Raw genomic sequence first — 16,043 nt, 5'->3', positions numbered from 1 at the left:
CATGAACACGACCACACGCCCGCCGCTGCCCGATGCCGATTGGAGCGAATCCTTTTCCCAGACCGGCGATAACCGTGCGCAGCGCGGCCGTCCCGACTGGACCGATCTGGTGTTCTTCATCCTGCTGGCCGCGGGGGCGGGCTTTGCCCTCGCGCGCTTCGGCTATGCGATGGACTATTACGAGAAGATCATCCTGTGCGGCACGGTGCCGTCGCTGGCCTGGCTGGGCTGGCTCTGGCGTCCGCTGCGCCGCCTGATGGTGGCGTGCGCGCTGTCGGTGGGGCTGGCGCTGCTGCTCTATCAAAACGATCTGGCGCGCGCCGAGCAGGTGTTCTTCCTCAAGTATCTGTTCTCGTCGCAGTCGGCCATTCTGTGGATGTGCGCGCTCTTCATGCTTGCCACGGTCTGTTATTGGGCGGGCATCCTGAGCCCGACGGCGGCCTGGCTCGGCACGGCGCTCAGCTGGGGGGCGGTCTTTGCCGGCACCACGGGCCTGCTCGTGCGCTGGCGCGAGGGACACCTGATGGGACCGGACCTGGGCCACATCCCGGTCAGTAATCTGTACGAGGTGTTCGTCCTATTTGCGCTGATCACGGCGCTCTTCTATCTCTACTACGAGCGCAAGTATTCGACGCGGGCGCTGGGCGGCTTCGTGCTGCTGGTGATCTCGTCGTCCATCGTGTTTCTGCTCTGGTATTCGTTCACCCGTGACGCCGGGCAGATCCAGCCGCTGGTGCCGGCGCTCAAGAGCTGGTGGATGAAGCTGCACGTGCCGGCCAACTTCATCGGTTATGGCACGTTCTCGCTGGCGGCGATGGTGGGCTTCGCCTATCTCGTGAAGCAGCACGGCGAAACCACCTCCTGGAAGAAACTGGCGCCGCTGTTCGTGCTGGGCGTGCTGCTGTGCGCCGAGCCCATGGTGTTCCGCACCGATGGGCTGTCGGCCACCTGGATGATCTACGGCGGGATCGGCGTGGTGATCGTGGGCAGCATTCTGCTCGCGCGGCGCCGCATCGCGCAGGCCCTGCCGTCGCTCGAGGTGCTCGACGACATCATGTATCGCGCCATCGCGATCGGCTTCGCGTTTTTCACGGTGGCCACGGTGCTGGGCGCGTTGTGGGCGGCCGATGCGTGGGGCGCCTATTGGCAATGGGACCCCAAGGAAACCTGGGCGCTCATCGTCTGGCTCAACTACGCCGCGTGGCTGCACATGCGCCTCATCAAGGGCCTGCGCGGCTCGATGGCGGCCTATTGGGCGCTGGTGGGCCTGCTCATCACGGGCTTCGCCTTCCTGGGCGTGAACATGTTCCTGTCGGGGCTGCATTCGTACGGCGAGCTCTGATCGCAACCGGCCCGGCGCTGGCCGCGCGCCGCTAGCCGCGCGCCGCTGGCCGCGCGCCGCTGGCCGCAGCCGCAGCCGCAGCCGCGCCGCCCACGCAGTGCCGCCCCTGCAGCGCCGGATTGAGGCACCCTAACGACAAGGCCCGCGCGAGCGGGCCTTTGTCATGGCTGTCCGGCGCGCCACTCGCGTGGCGACAGCCCGAACCGGCGCTTGAACAAACGGCTGAAATGCGAGGGATGGGCGAATCCCGCCTGATACGCCAGCTCGGCGATGCCACGATGGCGGTGCGCCGGATTCAGCAGCAGGTCGCGGCAGCGCTCGAGCCGCTGGTCGAAGACGAAGCTTTCGACGGACAGGTCGCCCGCTTGAAAGATGCGGTGCAGATAGGCGACCGACAGGCCGCAGCCCTGCGCCACGCGCTGCGGCGACAAGGACGGGTCGGCGAGGTGCTGGCGGATGTAGGCCATGGCGCGCTGACGGTGCGCGAGGGTGACGCTGCTGTCGGCCTCGGAGGTATGACCCTGGCCCGGCTGAACCAGGAACAGCACGATCAGATCGATCAGGCGTTCGCCCAGCTCGCCCGCCTCGGCCGGTGACCAGCCGTCGAGCCCCTTGAACAGATGATCCATGTAGCTGGCCAGCATCGCCCCGCGCGGTGAGCCGTCGTCGACACGCAGCTTGTAAAAGGGCTGGATGCGCGAATCGCGCTGCGACAGCGCGCTGCGCGGAAACGACACGCTGAGGCTGCGATAGCCATCGGCGCCGAGCGCGGTGGCCTGGTACGGCAGGCTCTGGTTCATCAGATAGACACAGCCCGGCTCGACCTCGAATTCGCGGCCGCGCTGCTTGACGGCGAGCGGCCCGGCCAGCGGCAGGCCGAAGGTATAGAACTCCTGGTCGAGGCGCGAGACGTTGCCGGCGGTGCGCTCGAGCCGCTGTCCCTGGTAGTGCAGGTCGTTGAACTGCAGGCTGGCGCGCCGCACGTAGCGCACGTGGCCGGCGAATTGGTCCGCCTGACCCTGGTGCACTTCGAAGGGGCCGAAGGCCTCCGCGAGGGCCGCGCGCCACTGCTCGTAACGCTGCGCGCCAGCGACCGCCGACGTGGCGAATTCCGTGTCGGGCATGGCCCGGTCTCCTGGTTCGCGGGGTCGGCGGGGAGCGCATGACCCAGCGTCTACATATTCTTGACTCACCCTGCCGGGGGCGGTCTGGCGCATTGTGGCCGCGCTTCGGGCAAGTCTATAGTCAGCGCGACAAGCACACAACCTGGGCAACCCGGGAGGAGACGCATGGCTCACGCGCCCGCACAGGCCGCTCGCCACACACCGGCTTCGCGCTATCTGCGCTGCGAGGGCCGCGAGCTGCATTACACCGAGTGGGGGCGGCCGGACGCGCCCGCCCTCGTCATGTGGCACGGTCTGGCCCGCACCGGCCGCGATTTCGACGAACTCGCGGACGCGCTGGCCGACGACTACCGCATCATCTGCCCGGACACGATCGGCCGCGGCCTGTCGCAATGGAGCCCCGAGCCGGTGGCCGAATACCGGCTCGATTTCTATGCGCGACTGGCGCGCGCGCTGGCCGACGGCCTGGGCCTTGGGCGCCTGCGCTGGGTGGGCACCTCGATGGGCGGCGCGACGGGCATGTACGCCGCGGCCACCACGCTGAAAGACCGCATCACGCATCTGGTGGTCAACGACATCGGCCCGACGCTGCCGCAGCCCGCGATCGAACGCATCCTGGCCTATGCGGGCAGCCCGCCGGCCTTCGACACCGTGACCGAGCTCGAAACCTGGCTGCGCGCGGCGTACAAGCCCTACGGCTGGCTGAGCGACGCGCAGTGGCGGCGCATGACCGAGACCTCGGTGCGGCGCCTGCCCGACGGCCGTGTCACGGCGCACTACGACCCGGCCATCGTGGGCCAGTTCCGGCATCACCCTGCGGACTACGAGCGTTGGGACGAGTACGACACGCTGCGCATGCCCGTGCTGCTGCTGCGCGGCGCCGATTCCGACCTGCTGTTGCCCGAGGTGGCCGACGCCATGACACGCCGTGGCCCGCGCGCGCAGCGCATCGATTTTCCCGATTGCGGTCACGCGCCCGCGCTCAATGTCGCGCCGCAGATCGACGCCATCCGCCACTTTCTTGCCACTCCGGTCGCCGACGCAGCCGCCGGGGCCTACTAGGAACAAGGAGACACCCATGAAACGCATCCTGCTCGCCGCGCTGAGCGGCCTGTGCCTGAGTTCGGCCGCGGTCCCGGCCGCCGCCGCCAAGGACTTTGTGGTGGCGCACGTGTACGACAAGACCGGGCCGCTGGAGGCCTACGCCAAGCAGACCCAGAATGGGCTGGTGCTGGGCCTGGAGTACGCCACGCAAGGCACCATGACCGTGGCCGGCCGCAAGATCCGTGTGATCGAGAAGGACACCCAGGGCAAGCCCGATGTCGCCCGCGCGCAGTTGGCATCGGCATATGCCGACGACAACGCCGACATCGCGGTGGGCCCGACGTCGTCGGGCGTGGCGCTCGCGATGCTGCCCATCGCCGAGGAGTACGAGAAGATCCTGCTGGTGGAGCCCGCCGTGGCCGACTCCATCACCGGCGAGAAGTGGAACAAATACATCTTCCGCACCGGCCGCAACTCTTCGCAGGACGCCATCGCCAACGCCGTGGCCTTCGATCAGCCGAACACCTCCATCGCCATGCTGGCGCAGGACTACGCGTTCGGCCGCGACGGCGTGAAGGCGTTCAAGGGCGCGCTCAAGCAGGCGAAGATCGTGCACGAGGAATACCTGCCGGCCAACGCCACCGATTTCACCGCCGGTGCGCAGCGCCTGTTCGATGCGCTCAAGGACAAGCCTGGCCGCAAGATCATCTTCATCCTGTGGGCCGGCGCCGGTAATCCGTTCAAGATCGCCGACCTCGACCCCAAGCGCTTCGGCATCGAAATCGCCACCGGCGGCAACACGCTGGCCGCGATGACGCCGCTCAAATCGCTGGCCGGCATGGAAGGCGCCACCTATTACTACTACGGCATTCCCAAGAATCCGATCAACGACTGGCTGGTGGCCGAACACCAGAAGCGCTTTGGCCAGCCGCCCGACTTCTTCACGGCGGGCGGCATGTCCGCGGGGATCGCGATCGCGACCGCGCTGAACAAGAGCGCCGGCAAGAGCGACACCGACACGCTCATCAAGACGATGGCGGGCATGAGCTTCGACACGCCCAAGGGCAAGATGACGTTCCGTCCGGAAGACCACCAGGCGATGCAGTCGATGTATCACTTCCGCATCAAGAACGATGCTTCGGTGCCGTGGGCGGTGCAGGATCTGGTGAAGGAAATCACGCCGGATCAGATGGCGGTGCCGATCCAGAACAAGCGCTGAGCGACGCTCCTCATGCTGGAAACCCGTTCGCTCTCGGTCCGCTTCGGCGGCCACGTGGCCGTCAACGCGGTGAGCTGCCGCTTCGCGCCAGGCAGCCTGACGGCCATCGTCGGACCCAATGGCGCGGGCAAGACCACGTACTTCAATCTGGTCTCGGGGCAGTTGCGCGCCACCGCCGGATCGGTGCATCTGAATGACCGCGACCTGACGCGCCTGTCGGCGCCGGCGCGCATGCATGCCGGCCTCGGCCGCGCCTTCCAGCTCACGCAGTTGTTCCCGCGCCTGTCGGTGCGCGAGAACGTGCGGCTGGCGCTGCAGTCGCGCCAGCAGGGCATGGGCTGGCGCCAGATCCGCTTCTGGCGCACCTGGGACGATGACCGCGGGCTGCTGGAGCGCGCCGACGCGCTGCTCGCGCGCACGCGGCTTACGGCGCGGCGCGATCAGGCCGCCGCCGATCTGCCGCATGGCGATCAGCGCAAGCTCGAAATCGCCATGCTGATCGCACTGGAGCCGCAGGTCTTCATGTTCGACGAGCCGACCGCCGGCATGAGCGTGGACGACGTGCCCGTGGTGCTGGACCTGATCCGCGAAATCAAGACGGATTCGACCAAGACCATTCTGCTGGTGGAGCACAAGATGGATGTGGTGCGCGAACTGGCGGACCGCATCGTGGTCCTGCACAACGGCGAACTCGTGGCCGACGGCGAGCCCGCCGAGGTGATCGCTTCGCCGATCGTGCAGCAGGCCTATCTCGGCGCCAGCCTGCCGGAGAAAACCCCATGAGCACGCCCGCCTTGCTCGAGCTGCGCGACGTGCACACGCACATCGGCGCGTATCACATCCTGCATGGCGTGGATCTGGCCGTGCCGGCCGGCGGCGTCACCATGTTGCTGGGCCGCAATGGCGCCGGCAAGACCACCACGCTGCGCACGATCATGGGGCTGTGGAAGGCCGCGCAGGGGCATATCGGTTTCGACGGTACCGCGATCGGCGGACCGGGTGTGCGCGCGTCGCCGCCCGACATGGCGCGCATGGGCATCGCATACGTGCCGGAGAACATGGGGATCTTCGCCGACCTCACGGTGAAGGAGAACATCCTGCTCGCCGCGCGTCAGGCGCGCAGCGCCGCGCAGCTCGATACCGCGCGGCTGGAGTGGATCTTCGGCTTTTTTCCCGCACTCAAAAAATTCTGGCTGTATCCCGCCGGCAAGCTGTCGGGTGGCCAGAAGCAGATGCTGGCCGTGGCACGCGCCATCATCGAGCCGCGCCGGCTGCTGCTGGTCGATGAACCCAGCAAGGGACTGGCGCCGGCCATCATCCAGAACATGATCGACGCGTTCCTCGAACTCAAGCAGGCCGCCACCACCATTGTGCTGGTCGAACAGAACTTCAATTTCGCGCGCCAGGTGGGGGACCACGTCGCCATCATGGACAACGGCAAGGTCGTGCATACGGGCGACATGTCGGCGCTCGCACACGACGAGGCGCTGCAGACGCGCCTGCTGGGGCTATCGCTGGGAGTCCACCAATGAGTACCGCCGATATCGATACACCGTTGCCTCGGACGCGCGCCGACCTGCTGCCGGCGCTGCTGGTGCTGGCGCTCGCCGCCATCGCGCTGCCGCTGGTCGGCTCATTTTCGACCTGGGTGACGCTCACCTTCGCCGGCCTGGCGATGGGCATGATCATCTTCATCGTGGCCTCCGGCATGACGCTGGTGTTCGGCCTGATGGACGTGCTGAACTTCGGCCACGGCCTGTTCATCGCGATCGGCGCCTACATGGCCGCCACCGTGCTCGGCTCGATGTCCGACTGGACCCAATCCGGCAGCCTGTGGATGAACCTGGCCGCGGTGTTGCCGGCCATGCTGGTCGGCATGCTGGTGGCGGGCGCGGTAGGCGTGGCCTTCGAGCGCGTGATCGTGCGGCCGGTCTACGGCCAGCATCTGAAGCAGATTCTGATCACGATGGGCGGCATGATCATCGGCGAAGAGATCATCAAGATGCTGTGGGGGCCGCAGACGCTGTCGCTGCCCTTGCCGCAGGCGCTGCGCGGGGCGCTGCTGTTCGGCGATGCGGCGATCGAGAAATTCCGCATCGTCGCGTTGATCGTCGGACTCGCGGTGCTGGGCGGGATGCTGTGGCTGCTCAACCGCACCAAGCTCGGCCTGTTGATCCGCGCGGGTGTCGAGGACCGTGAAATGGTCGAAAGCCTGGGTTACCGCATCCGCCATCTGTTTGTCGGCGTGTTCGTGGCGGGCTCGATGCTGGCCGGTCTGGGTGGCGTGCTGTGGGGCCTCTATCAGCAGTCCATCGTGCCGCAGCTGGGGGCGCAGGTGAACGTGCTGATCTTCATCGTCATCATGATCGGCGGGCTGGGCTCCACCGTGGGCTGCCTGATCGGCGCGCTGCTGGTCGGGCTGATGGCCAACTACACCGGCTTTCTGATGCCCAAGGCCGCGCTGTTCTCGAACATCGCGCTGATGGTCGCGATCCTGCTGTGGCGTCCGCAGGGTGTGTACCCGGTCACGAATCGCTAGGAGTCGCGCTCATGTCCTTCCGCCTGCTCTCTGGCGATCCGCCGCGCAGCACCGTGCTCGCCGTCATGCTGATCGCCATCGTCGTCGCGCTCGCCGCGGCGCCGTTTCTGTTTCCGGGGCCCAAGTCGCTCGCCGTGGCGGCGAAGATTCTGGTGTTCGTGATCCTGGTCGCGAGCTACGACCTGCTGCTGGGCTACACCGGCATCGTGAGCTTCGCGCACACCATGTTTTTCGGCATCGGCGCCTATGGCGTGGCGATCGCGAGCGTGCGCATGGAGGCGGGCTGGCTGGCCGTGCTGGCCGGCACGGCCGCCGGACTGCTCGTGTCGCTGGTGTTCGCGCTCGTCATCGGCCTGGCCAGCCTGCGCGTGCGCGCCATCTTCTACGCCATGATCACGCTGGCGGTCGCTGCCGCGTTCCAGACGCTGGTGTCGCAACTGTCCGACCTGACCGGCGGCGAGGACGGACTGAATTTCAAGGTGCCGCAGGTCCTGCGTCCGGCCTTCCGGCCGCTGTCCGAGCCCGTGTTCGGCGTCACGATCGACGGGCGCATCATCACCTACTACCTGATCGCCGCGGTGTGCGTGGTGTTGTTCCTGATGCTGCTGCGGATCGTCAATTCGCCGTTCGGCCGCGTGCTGCAGGCCATCCGCGAGAACCCGTTCCGTGCGGAAGCCATCGGCTACCGCACGGTGCTGTACCGCAGCCTGTCGAACCTGCTGGCCGCCACGTTCGCGACCCTGGCGGGCGCGCTGTACGCGCTGTGGCTGCGCTATAACGGACCCGACACCTCGCTGTCGTTCGAGATCATGCTCAACATTCTGCTGATGGTGGTGATCGGCGGCATGGGCACGATGTACGGCGCGGTGATCGGCGCCAGCCTGTTCGTGTTCGCGCAGAGCTATCTGCAGGACGGCCTGCATGTGATCCACGAGGCGGTGGGCAGCGTGACGCCCCTGGCTCTGCTGTTCGAGCCGGACCGCTGGCTGCTGTGGCTCGGCATTCTGTTCGTGCTGTCGGTGTATTACTTTCCCACGGGCATCGCCGGACGGCTGCGGGAATTGGCGCGGCGGCGCTGAGGCGCGGTGCGTCTTGCGCCGCAGGCGGCGAGGCAAGAAAAAAGCCCTGTGCATCGCACGGGGCTTTGTCGTGAGGCGGGCATGCCGGTGAGCCGGCAGCGCGCGGCATCACGGCAGCGTGGACTCGCCGCGCAGCAGATCGTCGAAGGTCTCGCGCTGGCGCACCACGTGATACTGCGTGCCATCGACCATGACCTCGGCGGCGCGGGGGCGCGTGTTGTAGTTGCCCGCCATCACCATGCCGTAGGCGCCGGCCGATTCGACGGCCAGCACGTCGTCCTGCTGGATGTCGAGCAGACGCTCCTTGGCGAGCCAGTCGCCGCTCTCGCAGACCGGGCCGACCACGTCGTAGACCTGGCCCGCGCCACCGCGCGGCACCACGGCGCGCACGCCGTGGTAGGCCTGATACAGCGTGGGACGCAGCAGGTCGTTCATGGCGGCGTCGACGATCGCGAAATTGCGTGCGTCGTTGTGCTTGAGGAACTGCACCGTGGTGAGCAGCACGCCGGCGTTGCCGACCAGCGAGCGGCCGGGCTCGAGCATCAGATGCAGATGGCCCAGGCCACGCGCCTGCAGGCGATCGAAGACGCGGTCGAGCAGGGCACGCGGCGACGGCGGAACTTCGTCGGTGTAGCGGATGCCCAGGCCACCGCCCAGATCCAGGTGCTCGATGCGGATGCCCGCGTCGGCGAGCCGGTCGATCAGATCGAGCAGCTTTTCGAGGGCGTCGAAGTAGGGGCTGATATCGGTGAGCTGCGAGCCGATGTGGCAGTCGACGCCGACGATCTGCAGGCCGGGCAGCGAGGCCGCGGTCTGGTAGGCCTCGAGCGCTTCATCGATCGCGATACCGAACTTGTTTTCTTTGAGGCCGGTGGAGATGTAGGGGTGCGTCTGGGCGTCGACGTCGGGATTCACGCGCAACGAGACGCGCGCCGTGCGGCCGCACGCCTGGGCGACGTCGGACAGACGGGCCAGCTCGGCGGTGGACTCGACATTGAAGCACTTCACGCCGGCCATCAGGGCCTCGTGCATTTCCCAGGCTTGCTTGCCCACGCCGGAGAACACGATCTTGGCGGGATCGCCGCCCACGGCCAGCACCCGCTTGAGTTCGCCGCCGGACACGATGTCGAAGCCCGCGCCCAGACGGGCGAACTCCTTGAGCACCGCGAGGTTGGAGTTGGCTTTCATGCCGTAGCAGACCAGGACCGGGCGCTCGCCGATGGCGTCGCGGTACGTGTTCCAGGCGGCGTGCAACGCGGCGCGGGAATAGACGTAGAGCGGGGTGCCGAGGGCATCGGCCAGATCGGAAAGCGGCACGCCTTCGGCATGCAGCACGCCGTCGACATAGTGGAAGTGCGGGTGTCCAGCGAGTTCGGGCTGGGCGGTCTGACGGGCGTTCATGGGGTGGCTGACGGCTGGGGTACGGGGATGGGCTGGGCGCCGGGGGTCTGCGGCGTTTGCGGGATGGGATTGGTGCCCTGATTGCGATTTTGCGTCTGCGGCTTGGAGCCGTCGGGCGCGGGCATGTAGAGTGGACCCTTGAAGCCGCAAGCGGCCATCAGGCCTGCCGCGGCGAGCGTCGCTACAATGCGAAGAGCCATGCGGCTTCGTGCCATGTGGAACACTGGGAACTCCGTAATCATTGCAGGTTAGATTATGACCGAAACCGAATTTCTTGCCTTGGTGGACCAGGTCCTGGACTCGATCGAGAGCCAGGCCGACGACTGGGCCGCATCCCTCGATGTCGATGTCGAGGCAACCCGTAGCGGCAACGTGCTGACGCTCGTCTTCGAGGACGGCACCCACGTCGTCGTCAACAGCCAGGCAGCGATGCAGGAGATCTGGGTCGCGGCGCGTACCGGCGGTTTTCATTATCGCTACAACGGCCAACACTGGAACGACACGCGCGGCGGGCCCGACCTCTCCGATGCGCTGTCGCAGATCTGTTCTGCTGCCGCCGGCGTGCCGGTGACCGTCAAGCTGTAAAACACGACACGGCCCCGCCGTGGCGGGGCCGTGTCTGCCGTGCGGCGGGGGATTCCCCCGCGGCGCGGACTAGAACGGAATGTTCTGGCTCCAGGGCTGCTGCGTGGTGCTGCCCACGCCAGGGGCGACCCGGATGGCGTTTTCCGGATTGCCGCTCAGGCCATTGAGGAAGTCACCCAGCGCGTCGCCCGGCTGCGGCAGACCGAGGCGGGCCACGGCCTGTCCGGGCGGGAATTCCGAGAAGAAGTAGTCGCCGCCCTCGGCCATCAGGCCCTCGGGACGCGGACGCTGCTTTTCTTCGGGCACGCCCTTGAGCGCTTCCTGCATGAAATCCACCCAGATCGGCATGGCGACGCCACCGCCGGTCTCACGCGAGCCCAGCGAACGCGGCTGGTCGAAGCCCAGCCATGCCGTGGCCACCAGGGCCGGCGTGTAGCCCGAGAACCAGGCATCGACCGATTCGTTGGTCGTGCCGGTCTTGCCGGCCAGGTCGTTGCGCTTGAGCATGACGCGGGCACGCGCGGCCGTACCGCTGGTGGCCACGCCACGCAGCATGTCGTCGGCCACCCAGGCCGTGCGCGGGTCGATGGCGCGGGCGGCCGAGTCGCCGGCCACGACCGGACGAGCCTGCATCAGCACCTTGCCCGAGCTGTCGGTCACGCGGTCGATGAGGTAGGGCGTGATGCGATAGCCGCCGTTGGCGAACACTGAGAAGGCGCCGGCCAGCTGCAGCGGCGTCACGGAGCCCGCGCCCAGGGCCAGCGGCAACACGGCCGGCTGACGCGCCTTGTCGAAGCCGAAACGGGTCAGGTACTCCTGCGCATACTGCGGGCCGATGGCCTCGAGGATGCGGATCGAGACCATGTTCTTCGACTTGTAGAGACCCTGACGCATGGTCAGCATGGGCTCGTACTGGTTGCCGTAGTTCTTGGGGTGCCAGGCCTTGGAACCGGTCTGCGCGGCCGAGAGCTCGAACGGCTGATCGGAGATCTGCGTGCCCGGCGTCAGGCCGCGCTCGAGCGAGGCGGCGTAGATGAAGGGCTTGATGCTCGAGCCCGGCTGGCGCCAGGCCTGCGTCACGCGGTTGAAGTTGCCGCGATAGAAATCGAAGCCGCCGACCAGGGCGCGGATCGAACCATCCTGCGGGGCGAGCGCCACAAAGGCGGCCTGCACCGACGGCATGTTGATCACTTCCCAGTTGTCGTTGTACTTGTGGATGTACACGACGGAACCGCGCTTGAGCCGCTGTTCGGGCTTGGCCTTGTCGTTGAGCGAGCGGGCGATCACGCCCAGCGCCTTTTTGTCGGTGATGGTGATGATCTCGCGCGAACTGCGCGCCACCTTGACCTCGGTGGGGCTGGCCGAGAGCACCAGCGCGGTCAGCAGATCGGCGCTGTCCGAGTATTTGTCGAAGACGCCATCGAGGAAGTCGTCGAGCGCCTGCGGGTTGTCTTCGACGCCGGGGGGCATGTCGAGCTGATCTTCGGGGCCCGGGTAGGGCGCACGGCGGGTGTACTCGAGCACGCCTTCGCGCACGGCGCGGTAGGCGGCCTCCTGATCCTTGGAGGTGACCGTGGTGTAGATATTGATGCCGCGCGAGTACAGGTTGTCCTGGTAGACGCCGTAGAGCAGCTGGCGCGCTAGTTCGGCCACGTATTCGCCATGAATCGCGTAGCCGCCGGCGGGCGTGCCTTCGGCCGACTTCATCACGATGGGCTGCGCCATCGCTTCTTTGTACTCGGGCTCGGTCAGGTAGCCCAGCGACAGCATGCGGCCGAGCACGTAGCGCTGGCGCAGCTCGGCGCGCGGGCGATTCGAGATCGGATTGAAGCGCGACGGGGCCTTCGGAATGCCGGCCAGCATCGCGGCCTCGGCGGGCGTGACCTGCGACAGCGGCTTGCCGAAATAGGCCCGCGAGGCGGCCGCGAAACCATACGCGCGATGACCCAGATAAATCTGGTTCATGTAGAGCTCGAGGATCTGGTCTTTCGACAGCTCGGACTCGATCTTGAACGTGAGCAGCAGCTCGTAGAACTTGCGCGAGTAGGTCTTCTCGGACGACAGATAGAAGTTGCGCGCCACCTGCATGGTGATCGTGCTGGCGCCCTGCGTCTTGGACATGTTGACCAGGTTGGTCAGGCCCGCGCGCGCCACGCCCATCCAGTCGATGCCGCCGTGCTGATAGAAGCGGTCGTCTTCGGCCGCGAGCACGGCCGACTTCATGACATCGGGGATCTCGTTGAAGCGCAGCACGTTGCGGCGCTCTTCACCGAACTCGCCGATCAGTACCTTGTCGGCCGTGTACACGCGCAGCGGCACACGAGGCCGATAGTCGGTCATGGCGTGCAGATCGGGCAGGTTGGGCCAGGCCAATGCCAGCGCCATGCCGGCGAGCAACGCTCCGCATAGTGCGAGCCCGGCACAGAAAATGCCGGCCTTGACGAAAAACCGCAACAACGGGGACCCGCTGGGGGCGGGCTGTTCTGCTTTGGACGTATTGGGACGCTTGCTCATCGCGGCGATTTTACGGTGATCTCCGGTCAGTCCTGGCGCGGGCTGTCCGGTTTCTGTAACAAAATAAATCGGTGTGGTAAGCGGGCAACTGGCGGCGATGGGATAATGCCGTCATGAATCTCTCCGCCAACGCCTGCGCCGGGCCCGATCCCGAGCCGCTGCCCGACGATTGCCCGGAAGCGGCGCCGAGTGCGTGCCCGCCCGAGTGCGTCGAGCCCACGCTGCGCCTGCCGCACGATCTGCCTATCTTCCTGGTGGGAATGATGGGTGCGGGCAAAACCACCATAGGCCGCGGCCTCGCACGCGCGCTGGGACGTGAATTCGTCGATCTGGACCATGAACTGGAAGCGCGCTGTGGTGTGCGCGTGCCGGTGATTTTCGAGATCGAAGGCGAAACGGGCTTCCGGCGGCGCGAGGCTGCTGCTCTGCAAGAGTGTACCCAACGGCGCGGGATTATTCTCGCCACCGGCGGCGGCGCCGTGCTGGCCGACGACAATCGCGCCGCGCTGAAGGCCCGTGGCATCGTGCTCTATCTGCGCGCGAGCGTCGATGAGCTGTATCGCCGCACCTGCCGCGACCGCAATCGCCCCTTGCTCGCCACCGCCGATCCGCGCGGCACGCTGCGCGACCTGATGGTCAAGCGCGAACCGCTGTATGTCGAAGTCGCGGACATCGTCATCGAGACGGGTTCGGCCCCGATCGCGACGCTGGTCAAATCCATCCTGCCCAAGCTGCAGGCGTACGAGAAGCAAAAATGAACGTAGTAGACGTCGATACCCCGGGCGGCCAGTATCCGATCCGCATCGCGCCGGGCCGCCTGGACCGCCTCGATGAGGCCATTCCGTCCGATGCCACCACCATCGCCGTCGTCACCAACCCCACCGTGGGGGCGCTGTACGGCGCACGCGCCGAAGCCGCGCTCGCGCGCACCGGCCGCAAGGTGCTGCGCATCGAGTTGCCCGACGGCGAGGCCCACAAAGACTGGCAGACGCTCAATCTGATCTTCGACGCGATGCTCGAGCATCGCCTGGACCGCCGCGCCGTGCTGGTGGCGCTGGGCGGCGGCGTGATCGGCGACATGACGGGCTTCGCGGCCGCGGTGTACATGCGCGGCGTGCGCTTCGTGCAGGTGCCCACCACCTTGCTCGCGCAGGTGGATTCGTCGGTCGGTGGCAAGACGGCGGTGAATCATCCGCTGGGCAAGAACATGATCGGCGCGTTCTACCAGCCGGTGGCGGTGGAGATCGACACCGATGTGCTGGCCACGCTGCCCGCGCGCGAGGTGTCCGCCGGCCTGGCCGAGGTCATCAAGTACGGTCTGATCCTCGATGCGCCGTTCTGGGCGTGGTGCGAGCAGAATGCGGCCGCGCTGCGTGCGCTCGAGCCCGCGGCGATCGCGCATGCGATCCGGCGCTCGTGCGAACTCAAGGCGCAGGTCGTGGGCAAGGACGAGCGCGAGTCGGGCCTGCGTGCCATTCTGAACCTGGGTCACACCTTCGGTCATGCGATCGAATCCGGTCTGGGGTATGGTGAGTGGCTGCACGGTGAAGCCGTCGGTTGCGGCATGGTGCAGGCGGCCGAGCTGTCGGCCGAGGTCTGCGGTTTTCCGGCGGCCGATGTGGCGCGCGTGCGTGCCCTGGTGCAGGCGATCGGTTGCCCGGTGGTGGCGCCCGACCTGGGCCTGGAGCGCTGGATCGCCTTCATGCAGGTCGACAAGAAAACCGAAGGCGGTGAAATCAAATTCGTGTTGCTGCCGCGTATCGGCGAGGCCGTCACCCGCGGCGCGCCGGCCAACGCGGTGGCAGCGGTACTGGAACGTACGATTCGATGAGCGAGGGCGGGACGGTGGTGAGTGCGATGAATGATCTGGCTTCTTATGCATCCGACCCCGCCCGCAGCCGTGGCCGCCGGCACCCCGAGCCGGCGCCCGAAAACCGCAGCGAATTCCAGCGCGATCGCGATCGCATCGTGCACGCCAGCGCCTTTCGCCGGCTCGAGTACAAGACGCAGGTCTTCGTCAATCACGAGGGCGATCTGTTCCGCACGCGTCTTACGCACAGCCTCGAGGTGGCGCAGATCGCCCGCACGCTGGCGCGCAGCCTGCGCCTGTCCGAAGACCTGACCGAAGCCATCGCGCTGGCGCACGATCTGGGCCATACGCCGTTCGGCCACGCCGGCCAGGACGAACTCAACGCCTGCATGCGCGAGCTCGTGCCCGAGGCCGGCGGCTTCGAGCACAACCTGCAAAGCCTGCGCGTGGTCGACGAGCTCGAAGAGCGCTACGCCGAGTTCAATGGCCTGAACCTCTGCTTCGAGACGCGCGAGGGCATTCTCAAACACTGTTCGGTTGCGCATGCGCGCCAGTTGGGCGACGTGGGGGCGCGTTTTCTCGATCGCACCCAGCCCTCGCTCGAAGCGCAGCTGGCCAACCTGGCCGACGAGATCGCGTACAACAATCACGACATCGACGATGGGCTGCGATCGGGCCTGATCACGGTCGAGCAACTGCTCGAGGTCGGCATCTTCGCGCGGCATTACGAAGCCGTGCTGGCGCAGTATCCGCGCCTGCCCACGCGGCGTGCTACCGCCGAGACCATCCGCCGCATGATCAACACGCTGATCATCGACCTGACGGCGCATTCGCTGGCTCGCATCCACCAGGCGGGCCCCGCCACCGCCGATGAGGCGCGCATGGCCGGTCCGCTGGCCGGCTTCTCGGCCGAGGTGCGGCGCGAGGCCGATCAGCTCAAGAAATTCCTGTTCGACAATCTGTACCGCCACTATCAGGTCATGCGCATGACCCGCAAGGCGCGCCGCATCGTGCGCGAGCTGTTCGAGGTGTTTCTAGGGGATCCGCGCCTGCTGCCGCCGGACTACCGGCGCGAGACCGAGGTCGCGCAGGCGCGCGCCATTGCCGACTACATCGCCGGCATGACGGATCGCTACGCGATCCGCGAGCATCGCCGTCTCTTCGACATGGCGTGAGCCCGCGGGCCGCGGGCTTGGGAGCACCCCGGGGACTACCCTAGGTCGGGCCGATTTTCACCCAAAGGGGTGATGCGCATGGTCCTGGCCGCCCCTAGCATCGTGGGTGCACATTCGCCGTGCTTAACCGCCCATTGTGATGCGGCACTCGGGGCTCCCGTCGCATCAGAATCGGCGGTTCTTTTTTTTGCGCAGCGCCGCCGGCGTGCTC

General features: G+C 66.9%; 15 protein-coding genes. 11 read left to right on the top strand and 4 right to left on the bottom strand.

What is annotated here, in order from left to right; all coding sequences use genetic code 11:
• Position 1 precedes the first annotated feature (1 nt).
• The gene (gene ccsB / locus CAL25_RS00560) at positions 2-1,342 is read left to right on the top strand and encodes a c-type cytochrome biogenesis protein CcsB (RefSeq protein WP_094798012.1); all 1,341 of its coding nucleotides are present in this window, start codon (positions 2-4) and stop codon (positions 1,340-1,342) included.
• A gap of 161 nt (positions 1,343-1,503) precedes the next feature.
• Here the strand turns inward: ccsB and CAL25_RS00555 are convergent, their stop codons facing one another.
• Positions 1,504-2,466, bottom strand: coding sequence for a helix-turn-helix domain-containing protein (locus CAL25_RS00555; RefSeq protein ID WP_094798011.1), 963 nt, complete (start codon positions 2,464-2,466; stop codon positions 1,504-1,506).
• A 165-nt stretch (positions 2,467-2,631) separates the two neighbouring features.
• Here CAL25_RS00555 and CAL25_RS00550 point away from each other — a divergent pair, with 165 nt between their 5' ends.
• The 6 genes from CAL25_RS00550 to CAL25_RS00525 are packed head-to-tail and all read left to right on the top strand — an operon-like array spanning position 2,632 to position 8,347.
• Positions 2,632-3,528, top strand: coding sequence for an alpha/beta fold hydrolase (locus CAL25_RS00550; RefSeq protein WP_094798010.1), 897 nt, complete (start codon positions 2,632-2,634; stop codon positions 3,526-3,528).
• Between the two features lie 16 nt (positions 3,529-3,544).
• Positions 3,545-4,729, top strand: coding sequence for a substrate-binding domain-containing protein (locus CAL25_RS00545; protein ID WP_094798009.1), 1,185 nt, complete (start codon positions 3,545-3,547; stop codon positions 4,727-4,729).
• Between the two features lie 12 nt (positions 4,730-4,741).
• Complete coding sequence (locus tag CAL25_RS00540) at positions 4,742-5,512, top strand: ABC transporter ATP-binding protein (RefSeq protein ID WP_094798008.1); 771 nt, start codon at positions 4,742-4,744, stop codon at positions 5,510-5,512.
• Positions 5,509-6,261 (top strand): ABC transporter ATP-binding protein, encoded by a 753-nt coding sequence (locus CAL25_RS00535; RefSeq protein WP_094798007.1) that lies wholly within the window; start codon positions 5,509-5,511, stop codon positions 6,259-6,261. The genes CAL25_RS00540 and CAL25_RS00535 overlap by 4 nt, the downstream gene beginning before the upstream one ends.
• A complete protein-coding gene (locus tag CAL25_RS00530) occupies positions 6,258-7,268 on the top strand; it encodes a branched-chain amino acid ABC transporter permease (RefSeq protein WP_094798006.1) in 1,011 nt (336 codons plus the stop codon). Before CAL25_RS00535 ends, CAL25_RS00530 begins: the two co-directional genes overlap by 4 nt.
• Before the next feature lie 11 nt (positions 7,269-7,279).
• Positions 7,280-8,347, top strand: coding sequence for a branched-chain amino acid ABC transporter permease (locus tag CAL25_RS00525; protein WP_094798005.1), 1,068 nt, complete (start codon positions 7,280-7,282; stop codon positions 8,345-8,347).
• Between the two features lie 108 nt (positions 8,348-8,455).
• Here the strand turns inward: CAL25_RS00525 and lysA are convergent, their stop codons facing one another.
• On the bottom strand, positions 8,456-9,748 hold the full coding sequence (lysA, locus tag CAL25_RS00520; RefSeq protein WP_094798697.1) for a diaminopimelate decarboxylase: 1,293 nt from the start codon (positions 9,746-9,748) through the stop codon (positions 8,456-8,458).
• Positions 9,745-9,948, bottom strand: a complete 204-nt coding sequence (gene lptM, locus CAL25_RS00515) for an LPS translocon maturation chaperone LptM (protein WP_249278902.1) — start codon at positions 9,946-9,948, stop codon at positions 9,745-9,747. Before lptM ends, lysA begins: the two co-directional genes overlap by 4 nt.
• 55 nt (positions 9,949-10,003) lie before the next feature.
• Between lptM and cyaY the strand changes: the two genes are divergently transcribed.
• Positions 10,004-10,333, top strand: coding sequence for an iron donor protein CyaY (cyaY, locus tag CAL25_RS00510; RefSeq protein WP_094798004.1), 330 nt, complete (start codon positions 10,004-10,006; stop codon positions 10,331-10,333).
• A gap of 69 nt (positions 10,334-10,402) precedes the next feature.
• On the opposite strand, the gene CAL25_RS00505 is transcribed toward cyaY, so the two are convergent.
• Positions 10,403-12,847: a penicillin-binding protein 1A gene (locus tag CAL25_RS00505; RefSeq protein WP_094798003.1), complete on the bottom strand. Its 2,445-nt coding sequence runs from the start codon at positions 12,845-12,847 to the stop codon at positions 10,403-10,405.
• A gap of 113 nt (positions 12,848-12,960) precedes the next feature.
• On the opposite strand from CAL25_RS00505, the gene CAL25_RS00500 reads away from it, so the two are divergent.
• The 3 genes from CAL25_RS00500 to CAL25_RS00490 are packed head-to-tail and all read left to right on the top strand — an operon-like array spanning position 12,961 to position 15,832.
• Positions 12,961-13,605 carry a shikimate kinase gene (locus CAL25_RS00500; protein ID WP_094798002.1) on the top strand — a complete coding sequence of 215 codons (645 nt, stop codon included), beginning with the start codon at positions 12,961-12,963 and terminating at the stop codon, positions 13,603-13,605.
• Positions 13,602-14,678: a 3-dehydroquinate synthase gene (gene aroB / locus CAL25_RS00495; RefSeq protein ID WP_094798001.1), complete on the top strand. Its 1,077-nt coding sequence runs from the start codon at positions 13,602-13,604 to the stop codon at positions 14,676-14,678. Before CAL25_RS00500 ends, aroB begins: the two co-directional genes overlap by 4 nt.
• Positions 14,675-15,832, top strand: a complete 1,158-nt coding sequence (locus tag CAL25_RS00490) for a deoxyguanosinetriphosphate triphosphohydrolase (RefSeq protein ID WP_094798000.1) — start codon at positions 14,675-14,677, stop codon at positions 15,830-15,832. Before aroB ends, CAL25_RS00490 begins: the two co-directional genes overlap by 4 nt.
• The last annotated feature ends 211 nt before the right edge of the window (positions 15,833-16,043 follow it).

It is taken from the genome of Bordetella genomosp. 5 (assembly GCF_002261315.1).
Lineage (GTDB): Bacteria > Pseudomonadota > Gammaproteobacteria > Burkholderiales > Burkholderiaceae_B > Bordetella.
This window is presented reverse-complemented; position numbering and strand designations above follow the sequence as displayed.

What these genes read in the sequence shown, in the direction of transcription:
- CAL25_RS00500 (WP_094798002.1), top strand. Translation starts at nt 12,961, where the DNA reads ATGAATCTCTCCGCCAACGCCTGCGCCGGGCCCGATCCCGAGCCGCTG.
- CAL25_RS00540 (WP_094798008.1), top strand. Translation starts at nt 4,742, where the DNA reads ATGCTGGAAACCCGTTCGCTCTCGGTCCGCTTCGGCGGCCACGTGGCC.
- CAL25_RS00530 (WP_094798006.1), top strand. Translation starts at nt 6,258, where the DNA reads ATGAGTACCGCCGATATCGATACACCGTTGCCTCGGACGCGCGCCGAC.
- cyaY (WP_094798004.1), top strand. Translation starts at nt 10,004, where the DNA reads ATGACCGAAACCGAATTTCTTGCCTTGGTGGACCAGGTCCTGGACTCG.
- lptM (WP_249278902.1), bottom strand. Translation starts at nt 9,948, where the DNA reads ATGGCTCTTCGCATTGTAGCGACGCTCGCCGCGGCAGGCCTGATGGCC.
- lysA (WP_094798697.1), bottom strand. Translation starts at nt 9,748, where the DNA reads ATGAACGCCCGTCAGACCGCCCAGCCCGAACTCGCTGGACACCCGCAC.
- CAL25_RS00555 (WP_094798011.1), bottom strand. Translation starts at nt 2,466, where the DNA reads ATGCCCGACACGGAATTCGCCACGTCGGCGGTCGCTGGCGCGCAGCGT.
- ccsB (WP_094798012.1), top strand. Translation starts at nt 2, where the DNA reads ATGAACACGACCACACGCCCGCCGCTGCCCGATGCCGATTGGAGCGAA.
- CAL25_RS00545 (WP_094798009.1), top strand. Translation starts at nt 3,545, where the DNA reads ATGAAACGCATCCTGCTCGCCGCGCTGAGCGGCCTGTGCCTGAGTTCG.
- CAL25_RS00525 (WP_094798005.1), top strand. Translation starts at nt 7,280, where the DNA reads ATGTCCTTCCGCCTGCTCTCTGGCGATCCGCCGCGCAGCACCGTGCTC.
- CAL25_RS00505 (WP_094798003.1), bottom strand. Translation starts at nt 12,847, where the DNA reads ATGAGCAAGCGTCCCAATACGTCCAAAGCAGAACAGCCCGCCCCCAGC.
- aroB (WP_094798001.1), top strand. Translation starts at nt 13,602, where the DNA reads ATGAACGTAGTAGACGTCGATACCCCGGGCGGCCAGTATCCGATCCGC.
- CAL25_RS00490 (WP_094798000.1), top strand. Translation starts at nt 14,675, where the DNA reads ATGAGCGAGGGCGGGACGGTGGTGAGTGCGATGAATGATCTGGCTTCT.
- CAL25_RS00550 (WP_094798010.1), top strand. Translation starts at nt 2,632, where the DNA reads ATGGCTCACGCGCCCGCACAGGCCGCTCGCCACACACCGGCTTCGCGC.
- CAL25_RS00535 (WP_094798007.1), top strand. Translation starts at nt 5,509, where the DNA reads ATGAGCACGCCCGCCTTGCTCGAGCTGCGCGACGTGCACACGCACATC.